General features: G+C 69.0%; 33 protein-coding genes and 1 tRNA gene. 18 read left to right on the top strand and 16 right to left on the bottom strand.

The genetic code is table 11. The features are described from left to right. Positions 1 to 3: 3 nt before the first annotated feature. The 3 genes from AB0J64_RS27675 to AB0J64_RS27665 are packed head-to-tail and all read left to right on the top strand — an operon-like array spanning position 4 to position 1,323. A complete protein-coding gene (locus AB0J64_RS27675) occupies positions 4 to 411 on the top strand; it encodes a roadblock/LC7 domain-containing protein (RefSeq protein ID WP_364032626.1) in 408 nt (135 codons plus the stop codon). Next, positions 408 to 770: a DUF742 domain-containing protein gene (locus AB0J64_RS27670; protein ID WP_364032623.1), complete on the top strand. Its 363-nt coding sequence runs from the start codon at positions 408 to 410 to the stop codon at positions 768 to 770. Before AB0J64_RS27675 ends, AB0J64_RS27670 begins: the two co-directional genes overlap by 4 nt. Beyond that, the gene (locus AB0J64_RS27665) at positions 751 to 1,323 is read left to right on the top strand and encodes an ATP/GTP-binding protein (protein WP_364032620.1); all 573 of its coding nucleotides are present in this window, start codon (positions 751 to 753) and stop codon (positions 1,321 to 1,323) included. The genes AB0J64_RS27670 and AB0J64_RS27665 overlap by 20 nt, the downstream gene beginning before the upstream one ends. A gap of 34 nt (positions 1,324 to 1,357) precedes the next feature. Here AB0J64_RS27665 and AB0J64_RS27660 read toward each other — a convergent pair whose 3' ends face one another. The 5 genes from AB0J64_RS27660 to AB0J64_RS27640 all read right to left on the bottom strand — a co-directional run bounded on the left by AB0J64_RS27660 (position 1,358) and on the right by AB0J64_RS27640 (position 6,525). After that, positions 1,358 to 1,732 (bottom strand): DUF742 domain-containing protein, encoded by a 375-nt coding sequence (locus AB0J64_RS27660; protein WP_364032617.1) that lies wholly within the window; start codon positions 1,730 to 1,732, stop codon positions 1,358 to 1,360. Next, positions 1,729 to 4,050 (bottom strand): nitrate- and nitrite sensing domain-containing protein, encoded by a 2,322-nt coding sequence (locus AB0J64_RS27655; RefSeq protein ID WP_364032614.1) that lies wholly within the window; start codon positions 4,048 to 4,050, stop codon positions 1,729 to 1,731. Before AB0J64_RS27655 ends, AB0J64_RS27660 begins: the two co-directional genes overlap by 4 nt. A 56-nt stretch (positions 4,051 to 4,106) precedes the next feature. Next, positions 4,107 to 4,793, bottom strand: coding sequence for a DUF998 domain-containing protein (locus AB0J64_RS27650; protein ID WP_364032611.1), 687 nt, complete (start codon positions 4,791 to 4,793; stop codon positions 4,107 to 4,109). 81 nt (positions 4,794 to 4,874) lie between these two features. Then, complete coding sequence (locus AB0J64_RS27645; RefSeq protein ID WP_364032608.1) at positions 4,875 to 5,240, bottom strand: VOC family protein; 366 nt, start codon at positions 5,238 to 5,240, stop codon at positions 4,875 to 4,877. A 157-nt stretch (positions 5,241 to 5,397) separates the two neighbouring features. After that, the gene (locus tag AB0J64_RS27640) at positions 5,398 to 6,525 is read right to left on the bottom strand and encodes a S1 family peptidase (RefSeq protein WP_364032605.1); all 1,128 of its coding nucleotides are present in this window, start codon (positions 6,523 to 6,525) and stop codon (positions 5,398 to 5,400) included. 182 nt (positions 6,526 to 6,707) lie between these two features. Here AB0J64_RS27640 and AB0J64_RS27635 point away from each other — a divergent pair, with 182 nt between their 5' ends. Continuing rightward, positions 6,708 to 7,220 (top strand): hypothetical protein, encoded by a 513-nt coding sequence (locus tag AB0J64_RS27635; RefSeq protein ID WP_364032602.1) that lies wholly within the window; start codon positions 6,708 to 6,710, stop codon positions 7,218 to 7,220. A gap of 29 nt (positions 7,221 to 7,249) precedes the next feature. Continuing rightward, the gene (gene pip, locus AB0J64_RS27630) at positions 7,250 to 8,182 is read left to right on the top strand and encodes a prolyl aminopeptidase (RefSeq protein ID WP_364032599.1); all 933 of its coding nucleotides are present in this window, start codon (positions 7,250 to 7,252) and stop codon (positions 8,180 to 8,182) included. Between the two features lie 25 nt (positions 8,183 to 8,207). Here the strand turns inward: pip and AB0J64_RS27625 are convergent, their stop codons facing one another. After that, a complete protein-coding gene (locus AB0J64_RS27625) occupies positions 8,208 to 8,540 on the bottom strand; it encodes a helix-turn-helix domain-containing protein (protein ID WP_364032596.1) in 333 nt (110 codons plus the stop codon). A gap of 83 nt (positions 8,541 to 8,623) precedes the next feature. Between AB0J64_RS27625 and AB0J64_RS27620 the strand changes: the two genes are divergently transcribed. Continuing rightward, on the top strand, positions 8,624 to 9,196 hold the full coding sequence (locus AB0J64_RS27620) for an NAD(P)H-dependent oxidoreductase (RefSeq protein ID WP_364032593.1): 573 nt from the start codon (positions 8,624 to 8,626) through the stop codon (positions 9,194 to 9,196). A 108-nt stretch (positions 9,197 to 9,304) separates the two neighbouring features. Here the strand turns inward: AB0J64_RS27620 and AB0J64_RS27615 are convergent, their stop codons facing one another. Both AB0J64_RS27615 and AB0J64_RS27610 read right to left on the bottom strand, forming a co-directional pair. Further along, a complete protein-coding gene (locus AB0J64_RS27615; RefSeq protein WP_364032590.1) occupies positions 9,305 to 9,535 on the bottom strand; it encodes a hypothetical protein in 231 nt (76 codons plus the stop codon). 44 nt (positions 9,536 to 9,579) lie between these two features. Beyond that, entirely contained in the window at positions 9,580 to 10,089 is a 510-nt protein-coding gene (locus AB0J64_RS27610; RefSeq protein ID WP_364032587.1) for a VOC family protein, read from the bottom strand. Positions 10,090 to 10,151: 62 nt separating this feature from the next. Here AB0J64_RS27610 and AB0J64_RS27605 point away from each other — a divergent pair, with 62 nt between their 5' ends. From AB0J64_RS27605 to AB0J64_RS27585, 5 genes are all read left to right on the top strand, one after another. After that, positions 10,152 to 10,601, top strand: a complete 450-nt coding sequence (locus tag AB0J64_RS27605) for a MarR family transcriptional regulator (RefSeq protein ID WP_364032584.1) — start codon at positions 10,152 to 10,154, stop codon at positions 10,599 to 10,601. A gap of 89 nt (positions 10,602 to 10,690) precedes the next feature. Next, positions 10,691 to 10,879, top strand: coding sequence for a hypothetical protein (locus AB0J64_RS27600; RefSeq protein WP_364032581.1), 189 nt, complete (start codon positions 10,691 to 10,693; stop codon positions 10,877 to 10,879). 30 nt (positions 10,880 to 10,909) lie between these two features. Then, positions 10,910 to 11,125 (top strand): hypothetical protein, encoded by a 216-nt coding sequence (locus AB0J64_RS27595; RefSeq protein ID WP_364032578.1) that lies wholly within the window; start codon positions 10,910 to 10,912, stop codon positions 11,123 to 11,125. Beyond that, the gene (gene xylB, locus AB0J64_RS27590) at positions 11,122 to 12,528 is read left to right on the top strand and encodes a xylulokinase (RefSeq protein WP_364032575.1); all 1,407 of its coding nucleotides are present in this window, start codon (positions 11,122 to 11,124) and stop codon (positions 12,526 to 12,528) included. Before AB0J64_RS27595 ends, xylB begins: the two co-directional genes overlap by 4 nt. Positions 12,529 to 12,707: 179 nt before the next feature. Beyond that, the gene (locus tag AB0J64_RS27585) at positions 12,708 to 13,100 is read left to right on the top strand and encodes a hypothetical protein (RefSeq protein ID WP_364032572.1); all 393 of its coding nucleotides are present in this window, start codon (positions 12,708 to 12,710) and stop codon (positions 13,098 to 13,100) included. 268 nt (positions 13,101 to 13,368) lie between these two features. Here AB0J64_RS27585 and AB0J64_RS27580 read toward each other — a convergent pair whose 3' ends face one another. The 3 genes from AB0J64_RS27580 to AB0J64_RS27570 all read right to left on the bottom strand — a co-directional run bounded on the left by AB0J64_RS27580 (position 13,369) and on the right by AB0J64_RS27570 (position 15,586). Then, on the bottom strand, positions 13,369 to 14,037 hold the full coding sequence (locus AB0J64_RS27580) for a sensor domain-containing protein (protein WP_364032569.1): 669 nt from the start codon (positions 14,035 to 14,037) through the stop codon (positions 13,369 to 13,371). A 98-nt stretch (positions 14,038 to 14,135) separates the two neighbouring features. After that, complete coding sequence (locus AB0J64_RS27575) at positions 14,136 to 15,053, bottom strand: NAD(P)-dependent oxidoreductase (protein WP_364032566.1); 918 nt, start codon at positions 15,051 to 15,053, stop codon at positions 14,136 to 14,138. Further along, positions 15,050 to 15,586, bottom strand: coding sequence for a hypothetical protein (locus AB0J64_RS27570; RefSeq protein ID WP_364032563.1), 537 nt, complete (start codon positions 15,584 to 15,586; stop codon positions 15,050 to 15,052). Before AB0J64_RS27570 ends, AB0J64_RS27575 begins: the two co-directional genes overlap by 4 nt. A 223-nt stretch (positions 15,587 to 15,809) precedes the next feature. Between AB0J64_RS27570 and AB0J64_RS27565 the strand changes: the two genes are divergently transcribed. The 3 genes from AB0J64_RS27565 to AB0J64_RS27555 are packed head-to-tail and all read left to right on the top strand — an operon-like array spanning position 15,810 to position 18,559. Then, positions 15,810 to 16,178 carry a hypothetical protein gene (locus tag AB0J64_RS27565; RefSeq protein ID WP_364032560.1) on the top strand — a complete coding sequence of 123 codons (369 nt, stop codon included), beginning with the start codon at positions 15,810 to 15,812 and terminating at the stop codon, positions 16,176 to 16,178. Beyond that, positions 16,096 to 16,608: a tyrosine-type recombinase/integrase gene (locus tag AB0J64_RS27560; protein WP_364032557.1), complete on the top strand. Its 513-nt coding sequence runs from the start codon at positions 16,096 to 16,098 to the stop codon at positions 16,606 to 16,608. The genes AB0J64_RS27565 and AB0J64_RS27560 overlap by 83 nt, the downstream gene beginning before the upstream one ends. Then, on the top strand, positions 16,586 to 18,559 hold the full coding sequence (locus tag AB0J64_RS27555; RefSeq protein WP_364032554.1) for a WD40 repeat domain-containing protein: 1,974 nt from the start codon (positions 16,586 to 16,588) through the stop codon (positions 18,557 to 18,559). Before AB0J64_RS27560 ends, AB0J64_RS27555 begins: the two co-directional genes overlap by 23 nt. Positions 18,560 to 18,974: 415 nt before the next feature. On the opposite strand, the gene AB0J64_RS27550 is transcribed toward AB0J64_RS27555, so the two are convergent. From AB0J64_RS27550 to AB0J64_RS27540, 3 genes are all read right to left on the bottom strand, one after another. Continuing rightward, positions 18,975 to 19,739: an alpha/beta hydrolase gene (locus tag AB0J64_RS27550; RefSeq protein WP_364032680.1), complete on the bottom strand. Its 765-nt coding sequence runs from the start codon at positions 19,737 to 19,739 to the stop codon at positions 18,975 to 18,977. Between the two features lie 383 nt (positions 19,740 to 20,122). Further along, positions 20,123 to 20,212, bottom strand: a tRNA-Ser gene (locus AB0J64_RS27545). A 185-nt stretch (positions 20,213 to 20,397) separates the two neighbouring features. Further along, positions 20,398 to 20,961 (bottom strand): YceI family protein, encoded by a 564-nt coding sequence (locus AB0J64_RS27540; protein WP_364032551.1) that lies wholly within the window; start codon positions 20,959 to 20,961, stop codon positions 20,398 to 20,400. A gap of 106 nt (positions 20,962 to 21,067) precedes the next feature. Between AB0J64_RS27540 and AB0J64_RS27535 the strand changes: the two genes are divergently transcribed. Next, positions 21,068 to 21,553, top strand: a complete 486-nt coding sequence (locus AB0J64_RS27535; protein ID WP_364032677.1) for a MarR family transcriptional regulator — start codon at positions 21,068 to 21,070, stop codon at positions 21,551 to 21,553. Positions 21,554 to 21,558: 5 nt separating this feature from the next. Here AB0J64_RS27535 and AB0J64_RS27530 read toward each other — a convergent pair whose 3' ends face one another. Continuing rightward, positions 21,559 to 22,050, bottom strand: a complete 492-nt coding sequence (locus tag AB0J64_RS27530) for a SigE family RNA polymerase sigma factor (RefSeq protein ID WP_364032548.1) — start codon at positions 22,048 to 22,050, stop codon at positions 21,559 to 21,561. Positions 22,051 to 22,267: 217 nt separating this feature from the next. Between AB0J64_RS27530 and AB0J64_RS27525 the strand changes: the two genes are divergently transcribed. Next, positions 22,268 to 23,212 carry a hypothetical protein gene (locus tag AB0J64_RS27525; RefSeq protein ID WP_364032545.1) on the top strand — a complete coding sequence of 315 codons (945 nt, stop codon included), beginning with the start codon at positions 22,268 to 22,270 and terminating at the stop codon, positions 23,210 to 23,212. Between the two features lie 7 nt (positions 23,213 to 23,219). Further along, positions 23,220 to 24,011 carry a MauE/DoxX family redox-associated membrane protein gene (locus AB0J64_RS27520; RefSeq protein ID WP_364032542.1) on the top strand — a complete coding sequence of 264 codons (792 nt, stop codon included), beginning with the start codon at positions 23,220 to 23,222 and terminating at the stop codon, positions 24,009 to 24,011. Positions 24,012 to 24,114: 103 nt separating this feature from the next. Here the strand turns inward: AB0J64_RS27520 and AB0J64_RS27515 are convergent, their stop codons facing one another. Then, complete coding sequence (locus AB0J64_RS27515; RefSeq protein WP_357614026.1) at positions 24,115 to 25,296, bottom strand: ATP-binding protein; 1,182 nt, start codon at positions 25,294 to 25,296, stop codon at positions 24,115 to 24,117. Positions 25,297 to 25,617: 321 nt separating this feature from the next. Here AB0J64_RS27515 and AB0J64_RS27510 point away from each other — a divergent pair, with 321 nt between their 5' ends. Continuing rightward, entirely contained in the window at positions 25,618 to 26,076 is a 459-nt protein-coding gene (locus AB0J64_RS27510; protein WP_364032535.1) for a MaoC family dehydratase, read from the top strand. Positions 26,077 to 26,097 lie beyond the last annotated feature (21 nt).

Genomic DNA, 26,097 nt, shown 5'->3' with positions numbered 1-26,097 from the left:
TACATGACTGCGCCGAGCACCAACACCGGTGAACTGAACTGGCTGCTGGACGACCTGACCACCCGGGTCGCCGCCGTGCGCCAGGCTGTCCTCTTGTCGACCGACGGTCTGGCTGTGGGTTACTCCCAGGGGTTGTCCCGGGAGGACGCCGAGCATCTGTCGGCTGTGGCGGCCGGGTTCCAGAGCCTGGCCCGTGGCACCGGACGCCATTTCGGCGGCGGCGACGTGCGCCAGACCATTGTGGAGATGGAGTCGGCGTTCCTGTTCGTCACCGCTGCGGGACAGGGCACGTGTCTGGCCGTGATCGCCGATGCGAACGTGGACGTCGGCCACATCGCCTACGAGATGGCGATGCTGGTCAAGCGGGTGGGCCAGCACATCACCACCAATCCGCGCGCTGGAGCGTCATGAGCCATGGCCCGCAGTGGTTCGATGAGGAGGCGGGGCCCGTCGTCCGGCCCTATGCTCTCATCCGGGGTCGCACGCGCTCGTCAGGGGACGCGTTCGACCTCGTGGCATCCGTGCGCGCCATCGGCGACCCGCCCGGCGAGCTCGGTCCTGAGCAACAACTGATCCTGCGGGCAGCCCGTGACCCGATCTCGGTGGCCGACCTGGCCGTCGAGCTCGACCTGCCCGTCGGCGTCGTCCGGGTCCTGCTGGGCGACCTGCGTGACCACGGCCTCATCTCGGTGACGTCGCCCTCCGCCGGAGGGTCGCGGTCGAATGAGCGCATTCTCAAGGAAGTGATCAATGGACTCCGTGCTCTCTGAGGACCCCGTCGCGCTGAAGATTCTCATCGCGGGAGGGTTCGGCGTCGGCAAGACCACCCTGGTCGGGTCGATCAGCGAGATCAAGCCGCTGCGCACGGAGGAGGTGCTCTCCGACCGCGGTATCGGGGTCGACGACCTCGATGGCGTGGAGGCCAAGAACACCACGACCGTGGCGATGGACTTCGGTCGCATCACCATCCGCGACGGGCTGGTCGTGTACCTGTTCGGGACACCCGGACAGGAGCGGTTCTGGTTCATGTGGGACGAGCTGTCCCACGGCGCGCTGGGCGCGGTCGTGATCGCGGACACGCGGCGGCTGACCGACTGCTTCCCGTCCCTCGACTACTTCGAGCAGCGCGGCACGCCGTTCGTGGTCGCGGTCAACTGCTTCGACGGGGCCGCCAGCCACAGCGTGGACGACGTGCGCGTGGCGCTGGACCTGGACGACGACGTGCCGATCATGCTGTGCGACGTGCGGCGGCGCGCGTCCGCCAAGGAAGTCATGATCACCCTGGTCGAGCACTCCCTGCGCACGCTGACCTCGGCGAACTAGCGGCCTCCTGCGAGCCGGCCGACCGGGCGGCCGCCTAGAGCGCCCTCAGGCCGTTGATCACCTCTCGGAGCAGGCTCTCCGTGGCGGTGGTGGCCTCGTCGCGCGGCGGACGTACCGTGATCAGGCCGTGCTCGAGCAGGTCCCCCATGAGCACCCGCGCGACGGCGACCGGCAGGCCCAGATCCGAGGCCACCTCGGCGACGGGCCTGGTCTGGCCGCTCACGGCGCTCAGCAGCCGCCGGTGCTGTGCGGTGAGCTCGGCCTTGGCCGGGACGGGCGACCCTGTCGAGACGACGGTCGCCAGCAGGTCGAGCACCGAGGAGGAGGTGGCCTTGGTGCGCCCGCGGGCGACCGCGTACGGCCGTACGACTGGCCCTGCCTCCTCGTCGACCCACTCGTGCTCGCTCACGACTGAGATCCCCCATCCTGCTCACTGTCCTGCCGCCCGCGCTGCCAGCCTGACTGGAGCGAGGAGAGCAGCGCCCTGGCCTCCTCCGGCGAGCGCTCCGGGGCCGGCGACGCGGGGGGCGGCGGCGCCTGCTTGAGCCGCTGCGGCAGGCCGACCGGCCGGTCACGCTGCGGCAGCCCGGTCTGCCGATCGCGCTGCGGCAGGCCCGTCTCCCGCTGCCGATGGCGGCGGGGCAGCCCCGACTCCTCCTGCTCCTGGCGCAGCTGCTGCGGCAGTTGCTGCGGCTCCTGCTGAGACGGTTGCGGCAGCCCGCTCGGCGCCTGGCCGCCGCCGCGCTTGCTGGTACGGACGCGGCGCGGCAGCTCGTGGGGCCCCGTGGGCTCGGACCGTACGACCGACACGGAGACGGACTCGAACTCGATCGGCTGCACCGGGGCCTGGGTCGGCATGGGCTCGACCAGCGAACCCGGCAGGAGCACGATGGCGGTGGTGCCGCCGTACGGCGAGGGCTTGAGCGTCACCCGGACGCCGTGCCTGGCCGCGAGCATGGCGACCACCGCGAAGCCGAGCCGCTCCGTCTGCGAGGGGTCGAAGTCCGGCGGGCTGGCCAGGCGGTCGTTGATGGCCCTACGGGTGGCCTCGTCCATGCCCAGGCCGCGGTCCTCGATCTCGACGGCGAAGCCCCTGCCGACGATCTCGCCGCGTACGGAGACCTCGTTGCTGGGCGAGGAGAAGGAGGCGGCATTCTCGATGAGCTCGGCGAACAGGTGCATCAGGTCGGCCACCGCCGCGCCCGAGACACCGCACTCGGACATCGGGTAGACGCGTACCCGGGTGTACTCCTCGACCTGGGCCGCCGCGCCGCTCAGCACGTCCTCGACCGAGATGACGCCGCGCCACCTGCGGCCCGCGGAGCCGCCCGACAGCAGCACCAGGCCCTCGGCGTGGCGGCGCATGCGCGTGGTCAGGTGGTCGAGCCGGAACAGCCGCTCCAGCGCCTCCGGCTCCTCCGTCTGGCGCTGCATCTCGTCCAGCATCTTGAGCTGGCGCTGGAGCAGCGACTGGCTGCGCCTGGCGAGGTTACGCAGCGCCTCGGACACGCCCTCGCGCAGCCTGGCCTGCTCGACGGCCGCGTCCACGGCCGTGCCCTGCACGCTGTCGAACGCCGCGGCCAGGTCGCTGACCTCGCTGGTCGCGTTCTTGTCGACCGTGATGGGCGGCGCCTCGGTGGCGATGTCCACGCTCTCGCCCTTGCGCAGCTTCGCCACGACGTTGGGCAGCCTGATCTCGGCCAGGTCCAACGCGGTACGGCGCAGTCCCCCCAGCTCCCGGGTGAGCCTGCGGCCGACCCTGATCGAGATGAAGATGGAGAACACGACCGCGATCAGGCCGAGCGCGCCCGCGACGGCGGCGCGCACCACGATGCCCACGCCCGCGGGCTCCATCCTGGCCAGCAGCTTGTCGCCGGTGCGCCAGACGGCCTCTCTGTACTCCTTCTGCACCGCGTCCGCCACGCCCCGCCAGAGCTCGACGTCCACCGGCTGGCCGGAGATGTAGCTCTCCAGCAGGTTCTCCATGGTGTTGTAACGCGGGGAGTAGTAGAGCTTCTCGAACGGGGCCCGCAGGTCGGTGTCGAGGTTGGCCAGCGCCTTGGGGAACAGGTACGTCCTGGTGCTGTCGAGGCCCGCCAGCAGGTGGAGGTCGGACATCATGGTCAGCCGGCCGTTCGAGGCCACGATCAGCGCGTGCTCCCGGCTCAGGAGCTCGCGCACCTCGTCGGCGGCGATCAGACCCTGCACCTGGAGCGCCAGCTCGAGGTCGGTGCTGACCGTCAGCCGGGAGTAGAGCAGGTGGATCTCGTCGGAGACCTTCGCGTACTCGGTGACGAGGGCGCCTGGTGCCAACTTGCGGTCGTCCACCTTGCGGCGGATGTCCGGGATCCGGTCGATCGCCTCGAACACCGACTGGAGCTGCGTCTTCATGTCCTGCGTGAGCGCCGACTGCACGTCCGCGCTCATCGCCTGCTCGCGCAGCTTCTTCCTGTTGTTGTCGACCTTGGCCCTGGCCTTGCTCAGCGCGTCAGGAGCCGTGACCGTGCCCGCCAGCTGCTCGGCGGAGGCCAGCCGCTCGGTCTGGAGGTTGCCGATCAGGCCGTCGGCGTTGTTGATCACGCCCGTCCAGATCGTCTCGACCTTGAGCAGACTGAGCGCCTCTCCCCACGTGGTGCTCGCGGCGAAGCCCCAGAGCGCGATCAGGGAGATCAAGGGGATGACGAGCAGCGTCGAGATCTTGAATCTGATGGATCTGCCCGATGCCATGACACCTGCTCCCGGATAGAAGATCGCGGGAGAGAATAGCACCGAAACGGGTGGTTTTAAGATCGACTCGCGATAATTTCGTGATATGCGGGGAAATTCGTGCTTCGTGCGCTGCTCGGGCCGCCGCTCGAACGCCATGCCAGCCGGGTCAGCCAGACGGCGAGCACGGCCAGCAAGCTCACCTCGGCCCCGAGCAGCAACCGCTCGACGAGCCCGATCAGCACCCGGTCCCCCGGCATGGCCACGTACGTGATCGCCAGCAGCCCGAACCCCCCGGCGAGGGTCACCCACTCCACCACCCGCGCCACAGGCCGCCAGCGGCCGTCTGAGCCGAGCCTGGGCACCAGCAAAGCCCCGGCGGCGGGCAGGCTGACGAACGCCGCTACGGACACGTACCGGTGAACCTGCGCCGCCAGATCGAGATCCGCCCCAAGGGGCGTGGTCGGGACCAGGGCCGCCACCACGAGCGCTCCCGACCACACCCCGAGCAACCACTCAGGCATCCCCCGCACCGGCGCCCCCGCCGACCGCAGCCCCGCCAGGAGCGCCAGCGACCCGATCCCCAGCACCGCCATGGCGATCTCCGTGACGCCCCCGCGGTCGGACACGGCGTATTCGCTGACGGTGACATTGAGGGGGTCGAGGTAGGGGTCGGGCCCGAACTGCCCGACCACCACGGCGACCACCGAGATCAGGATGGAGGCACAGGCGATCAGGGGGTAGAGCCTCTGTACTGCGGTCATGGGCCCACTCTCCCGCCCGCGACCCTCACCCCACATCCGGCTCCATCCCGAGCCGTCCCTGACCCGACCCTGACTTCGCCTCTACTGCTGGACGACCGACAGGACGTTCCCCGCCGGGTCCGTGAACCAGGCGATGGGCGGTCCCTCGCGGAGGATGCCCCTGTCATCCTGCGGGAAGCCCTCGTAGCGCTCGAAGCGCACGCCCCGCTCCGTCAGCTCGTCCACGGCCTTGTCGATGTCCTCGACCGGGAAGTTGAGGATCGTGAACGTGGCCGGGGTGTGCTGCTCCTTCGGGTAGACGAGGATGTCCCTGCCGCCCGCGATGTGCAGGGTGAGCATCCCGTGCTCTTCCGAGACGCGCAGTCCCAGCGTCTCGCCGTAGAACTGCTTCGCCGCCGCGATGTCGTTCACCGCGAACCCGCTGAACGCCTTCGTGTTCTCGAACATGATTCCTCACTGGTGGGTCCGAATCCCTTCCACAGGGACAGACCGGGCGAGGCGCGAAAACTCATCGGCGAGCGGGGCAGAAAAAATGCCGCGCCGCGTGCCCAGTTCGGCCTGGGCACGCGGCGCGGGGTTTCGGTCAGCGGAGCCGACGGGGGGCTCAGCCGGTCTTGAGCGTGAGGCCGTACGCGCTCAAGGCCTCATTGACGGGCTGGTAGTACGTCGTACCGCCGCTGGAGCAGTTGCCCGAGCCGCCCGAGGTCATGCCCTGGGCCTGGCTGCCCGAGATGAACGAGCCGCCCGAGTCGCCCGGCTCGGCGCACACGTTGGTGCGGGTCAGGCCGCTGACGGTGCCCTGCGGGTACGTGACCGTGGCGTTGTGCTGCTGGATGGTGCCGCAGTGCCAGCCGGTGGTCGAACCGGAGCGGCAGATGGACGAGCCCACCGCGGCCTGGGTGGAGCCGCGGACGATCACGTTCGCGCCGCCGGAGCCGCGTACCCACGGCTGCGGGGTGTTGCCGGGGGCGGCGACCCAGGCGTAGTCGTTGCCCGGGAAGGACGCGCCCTGGAAGGTGCCCGTCGGGTTGCTGGTCGTGCTGCCGGCCAGGCGGCAGTGCCCGGCGGTGACGAAGCCCGGCGTGCTGCCCTTGGTGACGGAGAAGCCGACGCTGCAGCGGCTGGAGCCGATGTAGTACGGGGCGCCGCCGATGATGTTGATGAGCGGCACGGGCCGCTCGGCGGTCACCGACACACTGACCGCGCCGCGATCCACGCCCGCGGCCGTGACCAGGGCCTCGGCGGCCTCGGTGGTGGGCGCCTGGATGGAGACGCTGTTGGTCTTCACGTCCACGTACCAGAGCGCGGCCGCGGCCTTGACGCGCCTCGGGGCCCGGTCGACCTGCTGCATGATCGCGTCGAGCTGGGCGAGCGAACGCGCGACCACGACGGGCTGCGCGCCGTGCGACTCGATCGTGGCGGTGGTGCTGGGGTCGGTGGTGGCGACCAGGAGCTTGGAGGCGTCGTCGTTCAGCCAGGCGCCGCCGTACGACGCGCCGAGCTGGGCGGTCAGCGTGGCGTCCGTGGCCGCGGCGCGTTCCTCGTTGGCCAGCCGGATGAGTGCCTGCTGCTCGGAGAGGCCGAGGTCGCGCTCCAGCGCGTCGACCACGGCAGGAGGCGGGGTTGGGGAGGCGGATTGAGGCGCCTGATCAGCTGCTGCGGAGCTGATGGGGGTGGCCAGGCAGGCGGCGAGGATGACGCCGCCCACCAGCGCACAGCGCTTACTCGACATGTGCACTCCTCGGGTGGGGGTGCTGTCAAGCTAACGTTTGGTACGGCTTCTGCCAGCATGCCAAAGAGCCTCTATTTCGGTGTTATGGGGGCTTTTCGGACATGGGGCGGGCCGCTGATTTACCGCCTAAAAGGTGATCGGCGGGGTGGGTCGGTAGGGTCGCGTGGCTGGAGGTGTTCTCTGTGCGTAATGGTGTTCGTCACCTGCTCGGCGCCGGCGCGGGACTGCTGGCCACTCCACTGATCGCGGCCGGCTTCATCGTCGGGTTCGAGCGCTTCGGCGGCACGGCGCGCATGACCGTCGACTGGGTCGTGATGGCCGTGTTCGTCGGCACCTTGATCCTGATCGGAGCCCTCGCGGGGTCGAGAGTCTCGCCACTCGCCTCGCTGCTGCCGGGCCTCGCCTTCACCGGATTCATCGGGGCGGCCCTGGTGCGCATCGCCCTGGGCGGTGACCACCGGATGGGATTCGACCTGGTGCCGAGCGAGTTCCTCGAGGGCTACATGTCCCTGCTCTACACCTGGTCGCTGCCCACGGGGTGCATCCTGCTCGCCGCCTCCGTCTTCCCCTCACGCTGGCGGAGCGCCAGGAAGACCGACCCGCCGGCGCCCGAGCCACAGGAGGCCCCGAAGCCGCCGCCCCTGCCCAAGAGGATCCCGTCCCGCCGCTCGGAACGATCACAGCAGCTAATGTAACAGCACTGTTAGATCGGAAGGGTGAGCACATGCATGCGTACGACAAAGGGATGCTCGACGTCGGCGACGGCAACCTCGTGTACTGGGAGGTGGCGGGCAATCCGGCGGGCAAGCCGGCCGTGGTCGTGCACGGCGGGCCCGGCTCCGGCGCGGGGCCGGGCTGGTACCGGAGGTTCGACCTCGACAGGTACCAGGTCGTCCTCTTCGACCAGCGCGGATGCGGCAGAAGCACGCCGGGCGTCAGCGACTGGGCGGTGAGCCTGGACGCCAACACCACGCATCACCTGATCGCGGACATGGAGCTGCTGCGGGAGCACCTGGGGATCGGCAAGTGGATGGTGTTCGGCGGGTCGTGGGGGGCGACGCTGGGGCTCGCGTACGCCGTACGGCACCCGGAGCGGGTCTCCGAGGTCGTGCTGTTCGGGGTCGGCACCACCACCAGGCGCGAGGTGGAGTGGATCACCCGCGAGATGGGCCGGGTCTTCCCCGAGGAGTGGGAGCGGTTCAGGGACGGCGTGCCCGAGCAGGACAGGGACGGGAACCTGGCCGACGCCTACGCCAGGCTGATGGAGCATCCGGATCTCGCGGTGCGCGAGAAGGCGGCCGTCGACTGGTGCGAGTGGGAGGACCGGCACGTACGGCTGCTCCCAGGACTCGAGCGCGACCCGAGCTATGACGACCGGGACTTCCGCGTGACCTTCGCGCGCCTGGTCACCCACTACTGGCGGCACGCCGCCTGGCTGGGGGACGACGAGCTGCTGCGAGGCGTGGCGAAGCTGGGGCACGTGCCAGGGGTGCTCGTACACGGGCGGCTGGACGTGAGCACGGCGCTGGAGACCGCGTGGAAGCTGTCGCGGGCGTGGCCGGGCTGCGAGCTGATCGTGCTCGACGACGCCGGCCACGGCCCGGGGATGGCGGACACGCTCGCGGCCGTGACCGACAGGCTGGCCGACCGGACCTAGCGTCCCGCCCTGACGGACCGGACGGCTAAGCGGACTTGGCCTCCGGCAGCGGGATCCACTTGTGCGCCCATGTCACCAGCTCGTCCAGCACGGGCCGCAGCTCCTGCCCCATCTCGGTCAGGTGGTATTCGACCCGTACGGGCGACGTGGCCAGCACGCGGCGCTCGATGAGCCCGGCGGCCTCGAGCTCGCGCAGCCGCCGGGCCAGCATCGTGTCGTTGATGCCGGGAATGGCCGATTTGAGGTCGGCGTAGCGATGGGCGCCCTTGAAGATCATGTGAATCACCGCTCCGGACCACCGGGCGCCGATCAGCTCCAAGGCGATGTGGAAGCGGGTGCACACCGAGTTCAAGCTCACACTGAAGATCTTAACTTGCTAAGGAATGTAAAGCAACTCAATAATGTTGAGTAGGCTGTCTGACTGAGCACAGGAGTTGAAAGATGAGCAAGCCCGTCCTGCAGATCATCGTCGCCAGCACCCGCCCGGGCCGCGCCGGCCGTCCCATCGCCGACTGGTTCCACGGCAGGGCCGTGGACTCCGGCCTCTTCGAGGTGGAGCTGATCGACCTGGCCGAGGTCGGGCTGCCGTTCATGGACGAGCCCAACCACCCCAGGCTCAGGCAGTACGTGAACGCCCACACCAAGGAGTGGAGCGCCACCATCGACAGGGGCGACGCGTTCGTGTTCGTGACGCCCGAGTACAACCACAGCTTCAACGCCGTGCTGAAGAACGCGCTCGACTACCTGCACCACGAGTGGCACCACAAGCCGGCCGGGTTCGTCAGCTACGGAGGGGTCTCCGGAGGCACCCGCGCCACGAACAGCCTGCGCCAGGTCGTCAGCACGCTGAAGATGGTCCCGGTGCTGGAGGCGGTGAACATCCCGTTCCACACGCAGTTCATCGGCGAGGACGGCAAGGTGCACGCCAACGACGTCATGGAGTCCGCGGCCGACGACATGCTCGGGGAGCTGGCCAGGCTGGCCGGCGCGCTGCGCCCGATACGTCAGGGCTGAGCTGCGGGGCGGGGCGTGGCGCCGGCAGTGGGTGTGCCGCTGCCGGCACGCCGTCGCGGGACGCCGTCGCGGGACGCCGAGCCGGACGCCGCGGCGCCGCACCACCGGCTAGTCGTCCTCGTCAAAGGTGTGCAGCACCCGCTCGAACGCGTCGCTGACGGGCCGCAACGCCTGCGCGAAGGCGTTGACCAGCGGACCGAAGATCTCCGTCATCTCGGCCATGAAGTCGGGACTCTTGTCCTCGGGAGGCGCCCAGCGCATGGCGTCCGCGCTCAGCGTCTCCCACTCGTCGACGACGCCGTCGATGGCGTCGAGCACGTGGTCAGGATCGCTTGGCATGACCGTTCTCCGTGGAAGAAGGGCCGTATACAACCCACGGTACTTCAGACCGGGATCGAGACCCCCACCCCGCCACGGGTCTGCCCGCCGAACCTCTCCTTTTCGGCGCTCAGGTCAAGCGGGCGGATGCCGGCACGCGAGGCGAGGATCTCGTCGGTGAGCAGCGAGGCCGGCACCAGCCACGACACCTCGAACTCCAGCCCGTCCGGGTCCTTGGCGTACAGCGCCTTCGTCGTGCCGTGGTCGGATGCGCCCACCAGCGCGCCCAGCTCGGTCAGCTTGACCGCGACGCGCTCCAGCTCGTCGAGGGTGTCGACCTCCCACGCCAGGTGGTAGAGGCCGACCGACGTGCGCCCGGCCGGCGAGGGGCCCGCGTTCGCGCCGATCTCGAACAGGCCCAGGTCGTGGTCGTTCGTCGAGCCGGCAGCCTGCAGGAAGGCCGCGCCTCGCATGCCCATCACGACCTCGAAGCCGAGGGCCTCGCGGTAGAAGGCGACGCTGCGTTCCACGTCACGGACGTAAAGGACCGCGTGGTTGAGCCGCTGGACAGGCATGGCTTTTCCCCTTTCTGCCGAGTCCGATGCCAAGTATATGAGAGTTCAACTAAATTGACCGCATGACGAGATGGCTGGATGCGGACGAACAGCACACCTGGCGGAACTTCCTGGCGGCGACCCAGCTCATCGACGAGGCGCTCGACCGCCAGCTCCAGCGGGACGCGAGCATGCCGCACACGTACTACATGATCCTCGTGGCGCTCTCCGAGACGCCCGGACGCTCGATGCGGATGAGCGAGCTGGCCGCCAGGGCGCAGAGCTCCCAGAGCCGTCTCTCGCACGCCGTCGCCCGCCTGGAGGAGCGCGGGTGGGTCCGCCGCGAGCGCTGCCCCGCCGACCGGCGCGGCAATCTCGCCGTGCTCACGGACGACGGGTTCGCCGCGCTGGCCGCCGCCGCGCCGGGGCATGTGGAGGAGGTACGGCGGAGCCTGTTCGACGCGCTGACGCCCGAGCAGGTACGACAGCTCGACGAGATCTGCGTCGCGGTCCGCAGGACCCTGGAGGCGTGATCTTCTGCGGGACACGCGGGGAGAGGGAGCGAGAAATCTGTCGGGTGGAGGCCGTACCGTTCTCCGGGTACCCGACGAAGGAGAGGCCGATGCACGACACCGAAGAGGCGCTGTTCAGGGCGGTCCACGGCATTGCCGGGCGGTTCGCCGGCCAGCCCGTGCCCGTGGTGATGGAGGCGCTGATGCGCCACCTCCCCAAGGCGCCCGGCCTCGAGGTGGCGGAGATCCGCAAGATCGCCGAGGAGATCAGCGTCGGGCGCGACCCCTCGGGCTTGTGAAGAGCTGATCGCCAGGGGAGCATCGGAGACATGCTCGCCGCCCAGTCCCATCGCGACCGTGCGATCGCGGCCTTCGGGAAAGCGCTTGCCGAGACCGGGCTGAAAGTGCCCACGCTCAACCGCGGCGAGACGCCGGCCGATCTGACCTCCCACGACTTCGGTCCGGAGGTGGCCGCCGCGCGCGGATACCATTTCACGCATCTCAACCAGCTTGCGCTGGAGCACTTGTTAGGAGTTCGTGGGTGACGCTGGTCGCTGGGGTCGATTCCTCGACGCAAAGTTGCAAGGTCGTCATTCGTGACGCGGAGACGGGCGCGCTGGTGCGGCAGGGCCGCGCGCCGCATCCCAACGGCACGGAGGTGCATCCGTCGCACTGGTGGGCCGCGCTGCTGCGGGCCATCGAGGAGGCCGGTGGGCTCTCCGATGTGCAGGCCATCAGCGTGGCGGGGCAGCAGCACGGCATGGTCTGCCTGGACGAGTCCGGAAATGTCGTACGTGACGCCCTGCTGTGGAACGACACCCGCTCCGCCCGGGCCGCCACCGACCTGGTCGCGGAGCTGGGCGGGCCGGAGGCGTGGGCCTCCGCGGTGGGGTCGGTGCCGGTCGCCTCGTTCACGGTGACCAAGCTGCGCTGGCTGGCCGAGAACGAGCCCGACAGCGCCGCCCGTACCGCCGCCGTCTGCCTGCCGCACGACTGGCTCACGTGGCGTCTGGCCGGCGCGATCGCCTCGGGAGACTTCTCCCTTGACGCCCCTGTGCCGCCGATCGACCAGCTCACCACGGACCGGGGGGACGCCTCGGGGACGGGCTACTGGTCACCGGCGACGGGGGCGTACCGTACGGACCTGCTGAAGCTGGCGTTCGGAGCGGTCCCTGTGCTCCCCCGGGTGCTGGGTCCGACAGAGGCGGCCTTCGAGGGCGGCGCGGTCATGATCGCGCCGGGGACGGGCGACAACATGGCGGCCGCGCTCGGCGTGGGCGCCCGGCCAGGTGACGTCGTGGTGTCGCTGGGCACCTCCGGCACCGCGTTCGCGGTCGCGGAGTCGCCCCGCGCCGACCCCACCGGCGCGGTCGCCGGCTTCGCCGACGCCACGGGCCACTTCCTTCCCCTTGTCTGCACGCTCAACGCCGCCCGCGTCATGGACGCCGCCGCCCGCATCGCCGGGGTAAGCCTGGACGAGCTGAGCGACCTCGCGCTCCAGGCGCCGCCGGGGTCGGACGGGCTGACGCTCGTGCCGTACCTGGAGGGCGAGCGCACCCCCAACCGCCCCACCGCGACGGGCTCCATCCACGGGCTGACCCTGGCCACCTCCACACCCGCCCACCTGGCCCGGGCGGCCATCGAGGGCATGCTGTGCGGCCTCGCCGACGCCCTCGACGCGCTGAGCATGAAGCCCGAGCGGGTGCTGCTGATCGGCGGCGCGGCCCGTTCTGAGGCGGTCCGCCGCATCGCTCCCACGGTCTTCGGTGTCCCGATCACGGTGCCGCCGCCGGCCGAGTACGTCGCCAACGGCGCCGCCCACCAGGCCGCCACCCTGGTCGTCACTTCGCCGGACTGGCGGTCGGAGGAGACGGAGACGTACGAGGGGGACGCGATCCCCTCGATCCGCGACCGCTACGCCCGCGCCACCTCCCACATCCTCGACTGACAGTGACGCCGTAGACGAGTGCTTCCCGCCCCTCCCCGGAGGGGCGGGAGCCGGGTGACGGCCGGTGCCGGGGGACGTCAGCAGTGGCGGTCGCCGGTAGCAGAGCCTGTCTTCAAACCTGTGGGTGCGGTGCCGGAGTTGCGCCGTAGATTGTCGCACCTGTTTGCGACACTCTCGGGATGCTGAAGGTGGAACTGTTACGACCGTTGCTGCGCGCCGCCTGGGGGTCTGACACCTGCGATCCCGTCAACCAGGAGCACTGGCGGCCCGACAACCCAGCGAGGGGGCAGTGCGGGACGACGGCACTGGTAGTTCAGGACTTGCTCGGGGGAGATCTGATCCTTGGCGAGGTTCATGTCGATGGAGTCAAGGTCTGGAACCACTACTGGAATCGACTGCCTGACGGTACCGAGGTCGACTTCACGTCCGATCAATTCCGTCCCGGCGAAGTCGTCGTACATGGTCGCGTACAGCATCGGCCGCCGGATGCACCCCGTCGGTGTCGTGAGCAGTACGAGTTGTTACGGCACCGGGTCCTCACCGCGTTGTCCTCGGTGGACACCACCCCCTGACCGCCGGGCTCTCGCGAGCCGTGAGGCGTACGACCAGGCCACCGCTTCATGGTGCCGGATACCGGTGCCGCGGCGGCTGGTGTGCCGCCGGCCGGTCTCCCAGGTGTGATTCATCGTGTCCCCGGGGGACCGGCGAAGTCGGTGACGCCACACCGGGGTGCCGATCCTCAAGGGCTGTCCGTAGGGAAACCTCAACCGGGGAACATGACGATGGCCGCCTTGCCCCGGCTGGCGGGGGCAGAGGCGACCATGGGCAAGGGACGTATCGTCATCCGGCGAGCCACGCCGACTCCGTGTTCACGGCGGGCCGCTCCGTGACATAGGCGGCGCGGGTGAGCATGACCTGCGCCACGCCCGCCTTGAGCAGGGCGGCCATCCGGACCACCGGCACCAGGGTCAGCGCGAACAGGACGCCCACGGCCGTGTTGGCGACCACGAACATCGTGGGGGTCTCGGGCAGCCCCAGCCACTGGAGCACCACCCCATGCTCGGCACCGGGGATCCGGGCGATGACCCAGCCGTAGATGGGGAAGGTGAGACCGGCGAGGGCCCCGGCCCACCACACCGTGGTGAGCACGAAGGCGACCAACGAGAACGGGAACGCGATGATCCCGTACAGCAGGTCCATCCACGCCTGGCCGCTGGTCAACGGGTTCATCGCGCGGCGGAACCAGCCCGCTCCCTCGGGGGCGGGCGCGTACGGCGGGCGGGCGACCGGGTGGCCGAGCACGCCAGGGAGAGCGACGCGCTCGAGGTCGGCGAGGTGGCGGGAGGCGGCGGCGGTCGCGGCGAGCACGGGCAGGCCGACGAAGGCGACGGCGCTGCCGAGGCCCGCCGAGACCCCGACGACGGTGACGGCGAACGAGGCGACGGCCAGCGGGAGGCCGAGCAACGTGTAGCGGGTGTCGGTGGCGAGACGGCGCTGGAGGGCTCTCATGGGGAAAACGCTACGAGCCGGGGCCGCGGCCATCGACCCTGTGTACGGGCCTGTACGTGGTAGGGACAGCCCTACCTATGCCGAGGCGGCACCGTCCTTCAGGCGGTGATGTCGCGACGGATGCCCTCCCGGTAGCCGGGCAGGCTGGGCGTCCAGCCGAGCTTGGCCTTGGCCTTGGCGTTCGACACGCGCATGGAGGTGTCGATCATCAGCTTGGCGAAGTACGGCGCGGCGATCCTTATCATCCAGTTGGGCAGCGCGCGGGGCGGCTTGGTGCCGGCGGCGCGCGCATGCTCGATGATCATCTCTCCCCAGGTGATCGGGTCGTCGTCGACGATGTTGTACGCCTGCCCGCCCGTACCCTTCTCCAGGGCCGCGACGGTGGCGGCAGCGGCGTCGGCGAGGTGGATCCACGACATGGTCCCCCCTCCGTCACGCGGCACCGGCAGCCTGCCTGCCCGCAGTGCCGTCACGAGCCCCTCCGACCCGGACAAGCCGTAGAACGCGCCGTAGCGCAGGGCGATGCCGTCGATCCCCTCAGCGTTGAACGCCTGCTGCTCGGTGGAGCGCATGGCCGCCACGATCGGGTCGGCCTTCGTGCCACGCGCCTCGCCGAACGGGTCCTTCTCGGTCAACGGCCGCTGCCCGTGATCGATGTAGCCGTAGCCGGGCACCATCGACTGGGTGATGAATCGGCGCGCCCCCACCGCCCGGGCGACCTGCAGCAGGTGCGTGGTGCCGATGGTGCGAAGGGTGTTGGTCATCGCCATGTCCGCGTACTTGGCCGGAGGCTTGCTGAGGGCGGTCAGCTGGTGGATCACTGCGTCGGCGCTCAGGCCGTCCACGGCCCGCAGCAGACCGTCTCGGTCCAGCACGTCGGCCACCACGGTCCTGGCGCCGGGAACCGACGCACGAACGTCCCGGGTCAGCGCCAGCACCTCGTGGCCGGCCTCGCGCAGCGCCGCGACCAGGGGGCGACCGATCGCTCCTGTCGCACCGGCGATCACAACCTTCATGACTGCCTCCTCTTTCCGCTCAGGTGTCGATGTCCAGACGAGCCGGGGCCCGGCAAACGTGACATCGCCCAGATGGCGGCGATCGCGATCACGGTGAAGACGCCGAGCAGCGGCACGTCACTGCCGTGGCCGCCAATGTGCCGATCCAGGAAATGGGTGAGCGTGTGCAGGCCGCTGGCCACGGCGAACGTACCCAGCGCCACCACCAGCCCGTCGGAGACGACCAGCGCGAGCAGCAGCCCGGCGCCAATGCCGATCTGGAACGCTCCGTCCCACCGGCCGTGGCCGTCGAGCTGCTGATCCGGCGACGCATGGAGCAGGTCACGCACGACGTACACCGGCTCAGTGGCGCCTGGGACCTCGTCCGTGACCTCGCCGAAGAGCAGCGCAGCGACCGTCCCGTCGACTTCGTCGAGCGCTTGGACGACGCCGACGAGGTCAGACGGCGTATCCAGCAGTTCCGCGCCCGCGAAGAGGTGCTCAACATCAGAGACGTCGCGACCGGCGTGGGCACTGACGACGGGCACACTCATGACTTCCGCCGCCGCCTGGCAGCCGGCCTGGTGGGCCGGACCATCATTCCCGCGGAGACGTTGAACGATCCTGTGGAGAGCGTCTTTCAAGCCCAACGGGGATGAGCCGAGCGGCACGGAGGGCAGGGTGCTGACGGCCGGCAGATGGCTCATCCGCGCGGCCCAGGTCGCCCCGGGACGTCCAGCCTCTTGACGCGACCCCGCAGCATCACATCATGAAGCCATGTCGGAACAGATCCCCGCCCACCTTGACGGCGTCGGCTCGGGCTGGCATCCGCTGCTGCTACGCCTGCATGAGGAACTGCTGGCCGTAAGCCCTGGCTACAGGGTCCAGCAGGTCAAGGAGAAGTACGGCACCTTGCGCATCTATCTCCTCACCGGCCTGCTGCGCCACCTGCACGAGGGTGGCGACATGTGGCCCGAACCACACGAGGCGGACCGCTACAAGCAGGAGGACGACGCGGCGACGCTCCTCGTACGCGCCGCCGAACAGGAGTCGGCCGGGATCTGTGAGTACTGCGGCAATCCCGGCCAGGCCAGGGAGCGCTACTGGATCAAAACCCTGTGCGACGATTGCAACGCTTGTCGTTAAGAATGAGCGTTCGCGGCGACCGCACGGTCTTTTCCACCAGTGCGAACGGAATTGCACGCGGCTCTTGGCTCTCCTACGCACCCGCAAGAAGGCCCAGGCCGCAGAACGGCGCCACACCGCAGCGTTCTTCCTCATCGAGGAAGGCGTCCACATCCGTGTCGTTCAAGAGATCCTCTGCCATACCCGCGTGACCACCACAGAGCGCTACGCCCATGTGGCCACTCTCCAGATGAAGCACGCCGGCGAGCGTATGGACGAGGCCCCCTGGGGGATTAGGCGCTCAGGAAGGACCGTCCCACGTTGTCCACGCGGCCCCGCCGGCTCCGGCCACGCACCGCCACCAGGGAGGGCAACCACCCCGGGTTTCTTGGAGACGCGTCCCGGTGCCGGCAACTACTATGCCCGGCATGTCGTCGCTGTCCCGCCATGAGGTCCCGGATATTCGTCCTGCCGCCTGGCGTGTGCAGCAGACTTGGACCAGTCTGCTGCCGAAGGGCGTGACGTCATGCCCGCCGTTAGGCACCACCGACGGCCACACCAATTGGGTGGCGGCGGTGACGACCACGGTCTTCGACGGCCGTGCCGTAGCGGTCACCGGAGGCGGCGACCGAACGATCCGGATATGGGATCTGTCAACCGGCGAGCGGGTCAGCGCCCCATGGGCTGGTCACACGAACGCGGTGAGGGCGCTGGCGATGTCCGTTCTGGACGGTCGCCCTGTTGTGGTCAGCGGTGGTGACGACGACACCGTACGGGTGTGGGAACTCGCGTCCGGTAGGCCGGTGGGTGAGCCGTTCCACCTTCAGGCTGGCAGTGTGGAGGCCCTCGCGATCGCGGAACGCCATGGCCGCCAGGTGGTGGTGACCGGTTGCTACGACACGACGGTACGGGTATGGGACCTGGAAACGCGGCAGGAGGTGATGGCACCGTTCCGCGGCCACACCGGCCCGGTGTACGCGGTGGCGACCGCGGTGCTGGACGGCCGCTGGGTGGCTGTCACGGGCGGCGACCGAACGGTCCGGGTATGGGACCTGGATACCGGTGATCCGGTGGGCAGCCCGTTCACTGGCCACAGGGGACACGTGGGCGCGGTCGCGGTCGCGGAGCTGGCTGCCGACCATCTGGTGGTCGTCTCTGGTGGCTACCAGGCGACCACACTCGTGTCGGACCTGGCCACCGGGCTTCCGGTCGCTGGCCTCCCCCGATCTGCGGACCTGGAGGCCGTGACGGCCACGGTTGTGCACGGCCGACTGGTGGCGATCACCTGCAACTCCAACGAGCCGACTATCCAGGTGTGGGATCTGAAAACGGCCGAGCTGATCGGTGAGCTGTTCCCTCAGCATCCCCGCACGGTGCATGCGGTGGCGACAGCAATGGTGGATGGCCGGCAGGTGGTGGTGTCGAGTTGCGACGGCGGGTCGGTCCGCGTGTCCGACCTGGTCGTCGGCGAACCGGCCGACAAACCAGTTCGCCACGACGCCGCGATCACGGCGGTGGCCACCACCTCAGTGGCCGGCCGACCGGTGGCGGTCACCTGCAGCGATGACGAAACCGTACGAGTATGGGATCTGGACACCGGCGATCAGGTGTGCCGGCCACTCACGGACAACACCGGCGCCGTCACTGCTGTGGCCGCGACCCAAGTGGACGGTCGCGCGATGGCGATCACCGGAGGCAAGGACGGCAATGTCCGACTCTGGGACCTCACACTGGGGAAAGCGGCCGGAGCGCCGTTGACGACCCACCGCCGCCCGATAACCGCCGTCGCGGCCGACAACACGGACGACCCACCCCGGGCCATCACCGCCGGCGACGACAAGACCATCCGAGTATGGGATCTCCGCACCGGCGAGGAGACCGGCAACCCCCGCAAGAGCGACCATCGATGGGTATACGACCTCGCCACCACCACGCTCGACGACCAGCCCGTCGCCCTCCTCGGACGGTGGGGCGGCGGCTTCCGGGTCCGTGACCTCACCAACAACCGCGACACCGGACTCCAGACCACCGGAAGCAACGGCAAACCGGTACGCCTGGTGGCCGCCACCATCGTGGACGGACGACCCATCGCCATCACCACGAACGACGACTGGCGCGACCCACCGATGAAGGTATGGGACGTCGCCACCGCTCAGCAGATCGGCCAACTTTCCACGGGAACCGTGGGCGCACTCGCCGCCACCACGGTCGACGGCCACCCCATCGCAGTTGCCGCCAGCCACAGAACGGTAGCGGCATGGAGCCTCACCACCTTCGACAAGATCAGCCCTGACATCGAATTCCCCGACTTGGTCAATGCCGTCGCTGCCACCCCACAAGGCCACATCATCGTCTGCTTCGACCGTGACATCGCCGTACTCACCGCAACCCGATCGAACTGACCATGGCATGGTTCGACAGGACTGTAGAGAACCGGCAGCCACCATCCTGAGAAGATAAAGATCAACCACAGGTCCGGGCGTCGTTGAATCGCTCCACCGCGCAATCCGCCCTGCGATTCCCAGTACGCGGCGAAATCGGCCGCGTTCAACATGCAGACTGGGCACTGGAAGCGCTGGAAGGCCATCCTCCAGCAGGCTGGCGTCGGGAACGTCCGAGTGCACGACGCTCGTCTCCACCCTCTGGAGAATCCCTAGCCGTTGCAACTATGACGCCCTTGAAAAAAGGCCCTCCCGATCAAAGGAGAGGGCCCTCCGCCTGCGGCGGATCGGGGATGTGAACCTACGGCGACCAACCAGGCATGGCGATCGTAGGGGGAGCATCGGAAATCTCAGCGACTCACCCGTTCAGGTCTTCCTACGATGTTGGCGGCAGCCCCAACACCTCCTCAACCGCCTGAATGATGATCTCGGGTTGCTCAAGTGGAACCTGGTGACTGGCACGCTCGGCGACCATCACCTGCCCGTGCGGGGACTGGCCGGCCAGAGCGCGATGGTCGGCGTTCAGATGCTCCAGATGCGCTTTGGGCATCCGCGGCCGCCTGCCTGCCGTGATCACACGGATAGGCACAGGTGGCAACCCGCTCTCCTGACGCGCCTGGGCGACCTCGCGCATGGCGTTCTGCATCCCGGTCAAGGTCACGGCCAGTTCGCGCAGTGGCCGCGCGTGGGTGCCGCCGAACATCGCACGCAGGCGCAGCAGCCGTGGGGCTAGGAGGAACGACAGGTCGCGTACGAGTGCCGAGCCCGGCGGGGTTCCGCTGGCGGTCGGATCCACGAAGACCAGCCCCGCGACGTCACCGGGATGGCGGGCGGCATAAAGCTGAGTGACGAGCCCACCGTAGGACCAGCCCACGAATACCGCTGGCAGTTCGAGGTGCAGGGCGCGAAGAAGCCGACGCAGGTCGTCGGCCATCTCGGTGACGGTACGGGCCTGGGATCCACCGGAGCGGCCGACGCCGGCCCGATCGTAAGTCACCACAGTGACACGCTCGGCCAACGCGCGCTCCAATTCTTCCCCCCAGACGCCCACGCCCTGCCCTGAGCCGCCGCAGTCGAGAACCGCTGTGGGGCCTTTCCCTCGGACTTGTGCGCATAGCGCGTGATCACCTACATCGACCATCACCGGCGTCGGTACATCGTTGTTTCCGGGCTTCTCATCCCTTCCCATGGCGTCAACTTAGATTGACCGGCATGTTGCCGTCAACTATTGTTGACGATTGAGTTCGGAGTGAGCGTCCTGGAGTCATGCGGCGGCGTGGCGATGGTCGGCACGTTTGTTGGGTTGCGGCGTGGCGGGCGTGCGGCGATGCCCCGCGCGGCGCCCGCGCCGTGACCAGCCCTCAGGCCGCAGCGCGGCGCGGGGACGCCGGCGCGGGCATCGCCGCATGGCCGCGGCCCTCTGGGGATCGCCCTGAGGCCAACTGCAACCCAAACTGCAACCCTGACGCCCACAGAGATCAAAAAGGCCCTCTCCCCAAAACTGGGGAGAGGGCCTCTCGCCTGCGGAGGATCGGGGATTTGAACCCCGGATGGGCGGTAAACCCAAACCGCATTAGCAGTGCGGCGCCATAGACCTGACTAGGCGAATCCTCCCGGAAGCCATCGCGGCTCAGCACAGCGTACCGGCCTTCTGGCGAGGCGGCAAAGTGATTGCTCCCGCGCCTTTCACCAAGAGTTATCAACAGCCTGTGGGTAACTACCTGTGGATGAAGCCCGCCCAGAGCGTGGACGGGCTTCAAGGCTGTGGATAACGTACATCGAACATCGACGACGCCAGGCTACGCGGCCGGGTTCGCCTCGCCCTCGATCTCGATCTTGATCTTCTTGCCCACCAGGACGCCGCCGGTCTCCAGGGCCTGGTTCCAGGTCAGGCCGAACTCCTCGCGGTCGATCTCCGCGGAGATCGAGTAGCCCCAGACCGAGCCACCCCACGGGTTGGTGCCGGCGCCTCCGTACTCGACCTTGAGCTCGACCTGCTTGGTCACGTCGCGGATGGTCAGGTCGCCGACGACGGTGAACTCGTCGTCCGAGTGGCTGACCACGCGGGCGTTCCTGAAGGTGATCTGCGGGAACTTCTCGGCGGACAGGAAGTCCTCGCTGCGCAGGTGACCGTCGCGGTCGGGCATGCCCGTGTCGATGCTGCCGGCGTCGATGGTGAGCTCGGCGGTGGACTCGAGCGGGTTCTCGGCGATCGTGACCGAGCCGCTGAAGGTGCCGAAGTGACCGCGTACCTTGCTGACCATCATGTGCTTGACCACGAAACCGATGCGGCTGTGGGCAACGTCCAGGTTGTAGGTCCCGGCGGCGGGGATGGTCAGGGACTCCCAGGTGCGGGTGGTCATGGGGTTCTCCTCAGAGGGGTAGTTGCGGTGCGGATGTCTGCGGCAACAAATTTCTACACGAGGAATATTCCTCGCGTCAACTATCGTCCGCTACTCTATGGATGTGATGGATTTTGACGACCCGCGCTTGACGGCCGTTGGACTGCTGGCGGAGACGCACGCCGGACTGATGGCCAGGCTCCAGCCGGCGCTCAGCGCCGCAGGGTTGTCCGAGGTCGATTTCGAGACCGTCATCAGGCTGGCCCGCTCGCCGGGGCAGCGGCTGCGGATGAGCGATCTGGCCGCGCAGACCGAGTTGTCGACGAGCGGGGTGACCAGGGTCGTCGACCGGCTCGAACGGGAAGGGCTGGTGGCCAGGGCGGCCTGCTCCAGCGACCGGCGGGCCTCCTACGCCGTGCTCACCGACGCCGGGCGCAAGCGGCTGGAGTCCGTGCTGCCGCAGCACCTGAAGGACATCGAAGAGTGGTTCACCGGGCTGCTGGGCGAGGGCGAGCTGGAGACGTTCCTGACCACGCTGAGGAAGATCAGGGACGTCGTACGGCCATGCGCCACGGCCGGCGCGCATGACACGTACGAGACAGAACGCGCATAACGGTCTCAGCGGCGCCCCAGCGCGTTCCTGAGCTTGGCCATGGCCCGCGACACCGTGCTCTTGACCGTGCCCACGCTGATCCCCAGCGTCCTGGCGATCTCCGGCTCCGTCATGTCCTCGTAGTACCGCAGCACGATCGCCGCCCTCATCCGCTCCGGCAGCTCGCCCAGGGCCTGCTCCAGCTGCTCGTGCACATCCCCGTGCGGCTCCTCCGAAGAGGTGCACGTCTCGGGCAGCTCGTCCGACGGGTACTCCTCCAGCTTGCGCCGCCGCCACTGCGAGATGTTGATGTTCACCATGGCCCGCCGCACATAGCCGTCGAGCGCCCCCCGGTCCTCGATCCGGTTCCAGGCCAGGTACGTCTTGGTCAGCGCGTTCTGCAGCAGGTCCTCCGCGTCCAGCGGATGCCCGGTGAGCTGATGGGCGGCGCGCAGCAGGGCGGGACCGCGCGCCCTGACGTACTCGCGGAACTCGTCTTCCCAGCCGGTGGTCTGCATCGTCGCCAGAATCGCAGCCTGATGCCCTATTAAGCCTGAACCAGAATTCAGGTTTCGGTCTGCCAACGATAAAGGTCGGTCAAGGTCGGTGGCGGTTTGTTCGTCGCCGGATGTCAACTCACTTCCCCGGGGATGCGTATTTTGCTCCCGTCTGCGCCGGTACGGTGTGAGCCACCCCCAAGTCGTGTGAATCTAGTACCCGACGAAGGAGGGGCCGATGGGGTATCCGAGCGTTGATCGCCGCAGAGTGCTCGCCGCGGCCGCGCTCGGCCGCGAGTCCGGAGTCCCCGGCCCCGATCCGGACGACGGAGAGCCCATCCGGGCCGTCGCCGGCGAGATCATGGACATCAGCCCGCACCTGATCATCATCGAGACCCCCGCGGGCACCGAGGAGCGGCTCGTGATCGCCCCCTGGGCCACCGCCTGGCACGGGCAGGACGTCGCGCCCGCCGACCTCGCCGCGGGCTCCATGGTCACGATGCGGACCCGCGCCGGGCGCGTCGTCGAGCGGATCTGGGCCGACACCACCCGCATCACCGGGACGATCCAGTCGATCAGCGGACGCAGGGACCTGACGGTCGAGCTGGACTGCGGCCCCCACCGCGGCCACCGGACGATCACCATTCCCTACCGGGCGTCGGGGCGGCTGCAGGTGCGGCATCCCATGTTCGAGCCCGGGTACCTGTTCGACGCGATCGGCATCAGGCAGCAGGGGGCGAGCCTGGCCCTGCTGCCGGCGACCTCGCAGCCTCCCTACCCGGCCCGCGCCGTCCCCGCCCCGCCGCCCGCCTACGCCGGGCTGCAGTCCCGCATCTCGGGCCCGGCCACCTGGTCGGACACGTTCGACCAGGAAGAGCGCGGCGCCGCGTACCCGATGCTGGAGCGGCAGGACACCGGCTGCCCGGATGCCGGGGTGTCGTGCACCGGCCTGCCGTACCTCGCGGTGGGGTCGTTGCTGCAGGTCAGGAACTTGTGCTCACAGCGGAACGCCAACGTGCCCGTGGTGGCGTGCGGATGCGTGGCCGGGCGTTTCTGCGACCGCTGCGTCGAATGTGACACCTCGCCGCGCGGGAGGATCGTGGAACTGTCGCCGTTCTCCTACGTGGAGCTCGGCGGCGACTTGGTCAAAGGGTGCTTCAACGCTCAGATCGGATTGGGGTGACACGGGCGTGCTCGGATCGCAGCTGCCGCTTCTGATCGTGCTGCTTCTCGCGGGCATGGTGGCCAAGGTGAGCACCGTGCGCTCCGGAGGTGAGCCCGGCGCGCTGTCCAGGCTGGGGCCCGCGGTCCTCGTGCCGGGCCGCCTGCAGGCCGCCGCGCTGCTGGTCTGCGCGGGCGGCGAGGTGGTGCTGGCCGTGGGGCTGCTGGTCACCACGCATCCGATCTTCCGGTGGGGTACGGTCGCCTTCTTCGCCCTGTCCACGTACGTGCTGCTGGAGCTGCGCAGGCGGCGGCCGGACGCGGGCTGCGGCTGCTTCGGCGAGGTGAGCGCCGCGCCCGTCGGACTGCGCTCGATCGGCAGGACACTCGCGCTGACCGGAATGGCGGGATTGTCGGTGTGGGCGCCGGTGCCGGGATGGCTGGCCGTGACGCACCTGTCCTGGCTGACGGCCGCGGGGGTCGTCGTGCTCGCGGTCCTCTCCCCCGAGATCGAGGAGCTGATCGACCGCGTACGGTTCCGCGCCCCCTGCGAGCAGCGCCGCGGCCCGGCCGAGTCGGCCACCCTCGCGCGCCTCAAGGCGAGCGGCACATGGCGGGCCCACGAGGGCGAACTGACCTCGGCCGAGCCGTACGACACCTGGCGCGAGCTGTGCTGGCGCTTCTTCGCCTTCCAGAACCACGACCAGGACGACGTCGTCTTCGCCGTCTACCTCAGCGGCCGGCGCCCGGCGGTGCGAATGGCCGTGGTCAGCAGTGCAGGCAGCGGATCTCTGCCGGAATATACGCAGGTATCGGCCTGACGCTATAGAGCGTTAGATTCCGCTCGACAGGCATGCCGATATTGCTCTATTGGGCTGTCTAGCTTCCCCACTAGACAGCCCAATAGAGGTCTAGGGGCGCCGCTCAGACCGGCTGAGCGCGCAGGAACTTCCCGAAGTGCGGCACCGTGAACGCGATCAGGCCGCGCTCGGCACTGTAGATGAGCCCTTTCTTGATGAGGCTGTCACGGGCGGGCGAGAGGCTGGACGGCTTTCGCCCAAGGGCGTCGGCCACCTCCGCGGTGGCGACCGGCTCGTCGCCGATCTGGGCCATGGCGTGCATGTAGTCGCGCTCGGCCGGGGTGGCCCGCTCGTAGCGGCTGCCGAAGAACCCGACCGCGAGCTCCTCCTCGGCCTCCGGCGCGGAGACCTTGACGTCGTCGAGGGTGATCGGGCTGCGCGGGGCGAGGTCCCAGGCGACCTTGCCGTACGCCTGCACGAAGTAGGGATAGCCGTCGGCCGCCTCGTAGAGGGCGTCGAGGGCCTCCTGGGTGAACTCCACCTCTTCCTCACGCGCCGGAAGGATCAGCGCGAGATCGGCCGCCTCCCGGTCGAGCTTGTCGATGCGCGCGTAGCGGAAGAGCCGTTCGGAATAGCTCTTGCTGGCCGACAGCACGCTCGGCAGGTGCGGCAGCCCGGCGCCCACCACGATCAGCGGCCCGCCCGACTGTGACAGCTCGTGGCAGGCGGCGCAGAGCGCGGAGACGTCGGCGGGCTGCACGTCCTGCATCTCGTCGATGAACAGGGCGATGCCCACCGCCAGGTCGGTGGCCACGCCCGCCGCGTCGACGAAAAGCTCGGTGAGGTCGATCTCCAGGTCGCCGGAGTCGGCGCGCCCGCGGCTGGCGGGCACCTCGATGCCGGGCGACCAGTGCGAGGTGCCCTTGGCCGCCGCCGGATCGCGCATGGCGAACGCCTTCAGCACCCCCAGGAACTCCTCGATGCGCTCGGGAGCGCGGTGGCGTGGGGCCAGCTCGCGGATGGCCATGTGCAGCGCGGCCGCCACGGGACGCCTGATCGACTGGTCGGGCCGGGCCTCGATCTTGCCCGTGCCCCACAGCCGCTGCATGGCCATGGACTTGAACGTGTTGAGCAGGACGGTCTTGCCGACGCCCCGCAGGCCGGTGACGACCATGCTGCGCTCGGGACGGCCACGGGCCACCCGCTCCAGCACGACCTCGAACTGCTGCAGCTCACGGTCGCGCCCGGCGAGCTCCGGGGGACGTTGCCCGGCGCCGGGGGCGTAGGGGTTTCGCACAGGGTCCACGCTCTCGGACTTTATTGCCGGATATAGCGGCCGTCTTAGATTTGGGAAGAAAGTGCTACGGCGTGTCCGAGCGCGGGCGGGCGCGAGCACCGTCATCGGACACACCCCCTCTCACCAGGCCGAACCCTTGTTCGATTGCGGTACCTAGAACTGTAGCGCGGACTCGAACACCTATGCGATGGTTTCGAGTAAAGATCTTCGCAACAGGGCGAGCATTGCCGAGCCACTCGGCGTTGCGGGGTTCGAAGGCCACTTCCACGCGCGCGGCGCGCGGCCACCGAACTTGGCAGCCGTCCCGCCCGCGCAATAGCGTTCGGATCCATGCGGACCTTCGCGAATGTTCAGGAGCTCAAGGCGGCCGTCGGCGAGAAGTTCGGCCCGACCGAGTGGCGCACCGTCACCCAGGAACAGGTCAACCTCTTCGCCGACGCCACGGACGACCACCAGTGGATCCACGTTGACGTGGAGCGGGCCAAGGAGGGGCCGTTCGGGGGCACGATCGCCCACGGCTACCTGAGCCTGTCACTGCTGCCGTCGTTCATGTTCGAGATGGTCAAGGTCGAGAGCATCGCGATGGGGGTCAACTACGGCCTCAACAAGGTCCGCTTCCCCAGGCCGATCCCCGTCGGCGCCCGGATCAGGGCCGTGGGCGAACTGCTCGACGTCAAGGGCACGCCGGCCGGCTACCTGTCCAGCCTGAAGATGTCGATCGAGGTGGAGGGCGAGAAGCGGCCGGCCTGCATCGCCGAGACGCTCAGCCTGTACGTCCCCGCCGAATAACCAGGTTTCACGTGCAACAGT

It is taken from the genome of Nonomuraea sp. NPDC049695 (assembly GCF_040674955.1).
GTDB lineage: Bacteria > Actinomycetota > Actinomycetes > Streptosporangiales > Streptosporangiaceae > Nonomuraea > Nonomuraea helvata.
This window is presented reverse-complemented; position numbering and strand designations above follow the sequence as displayed.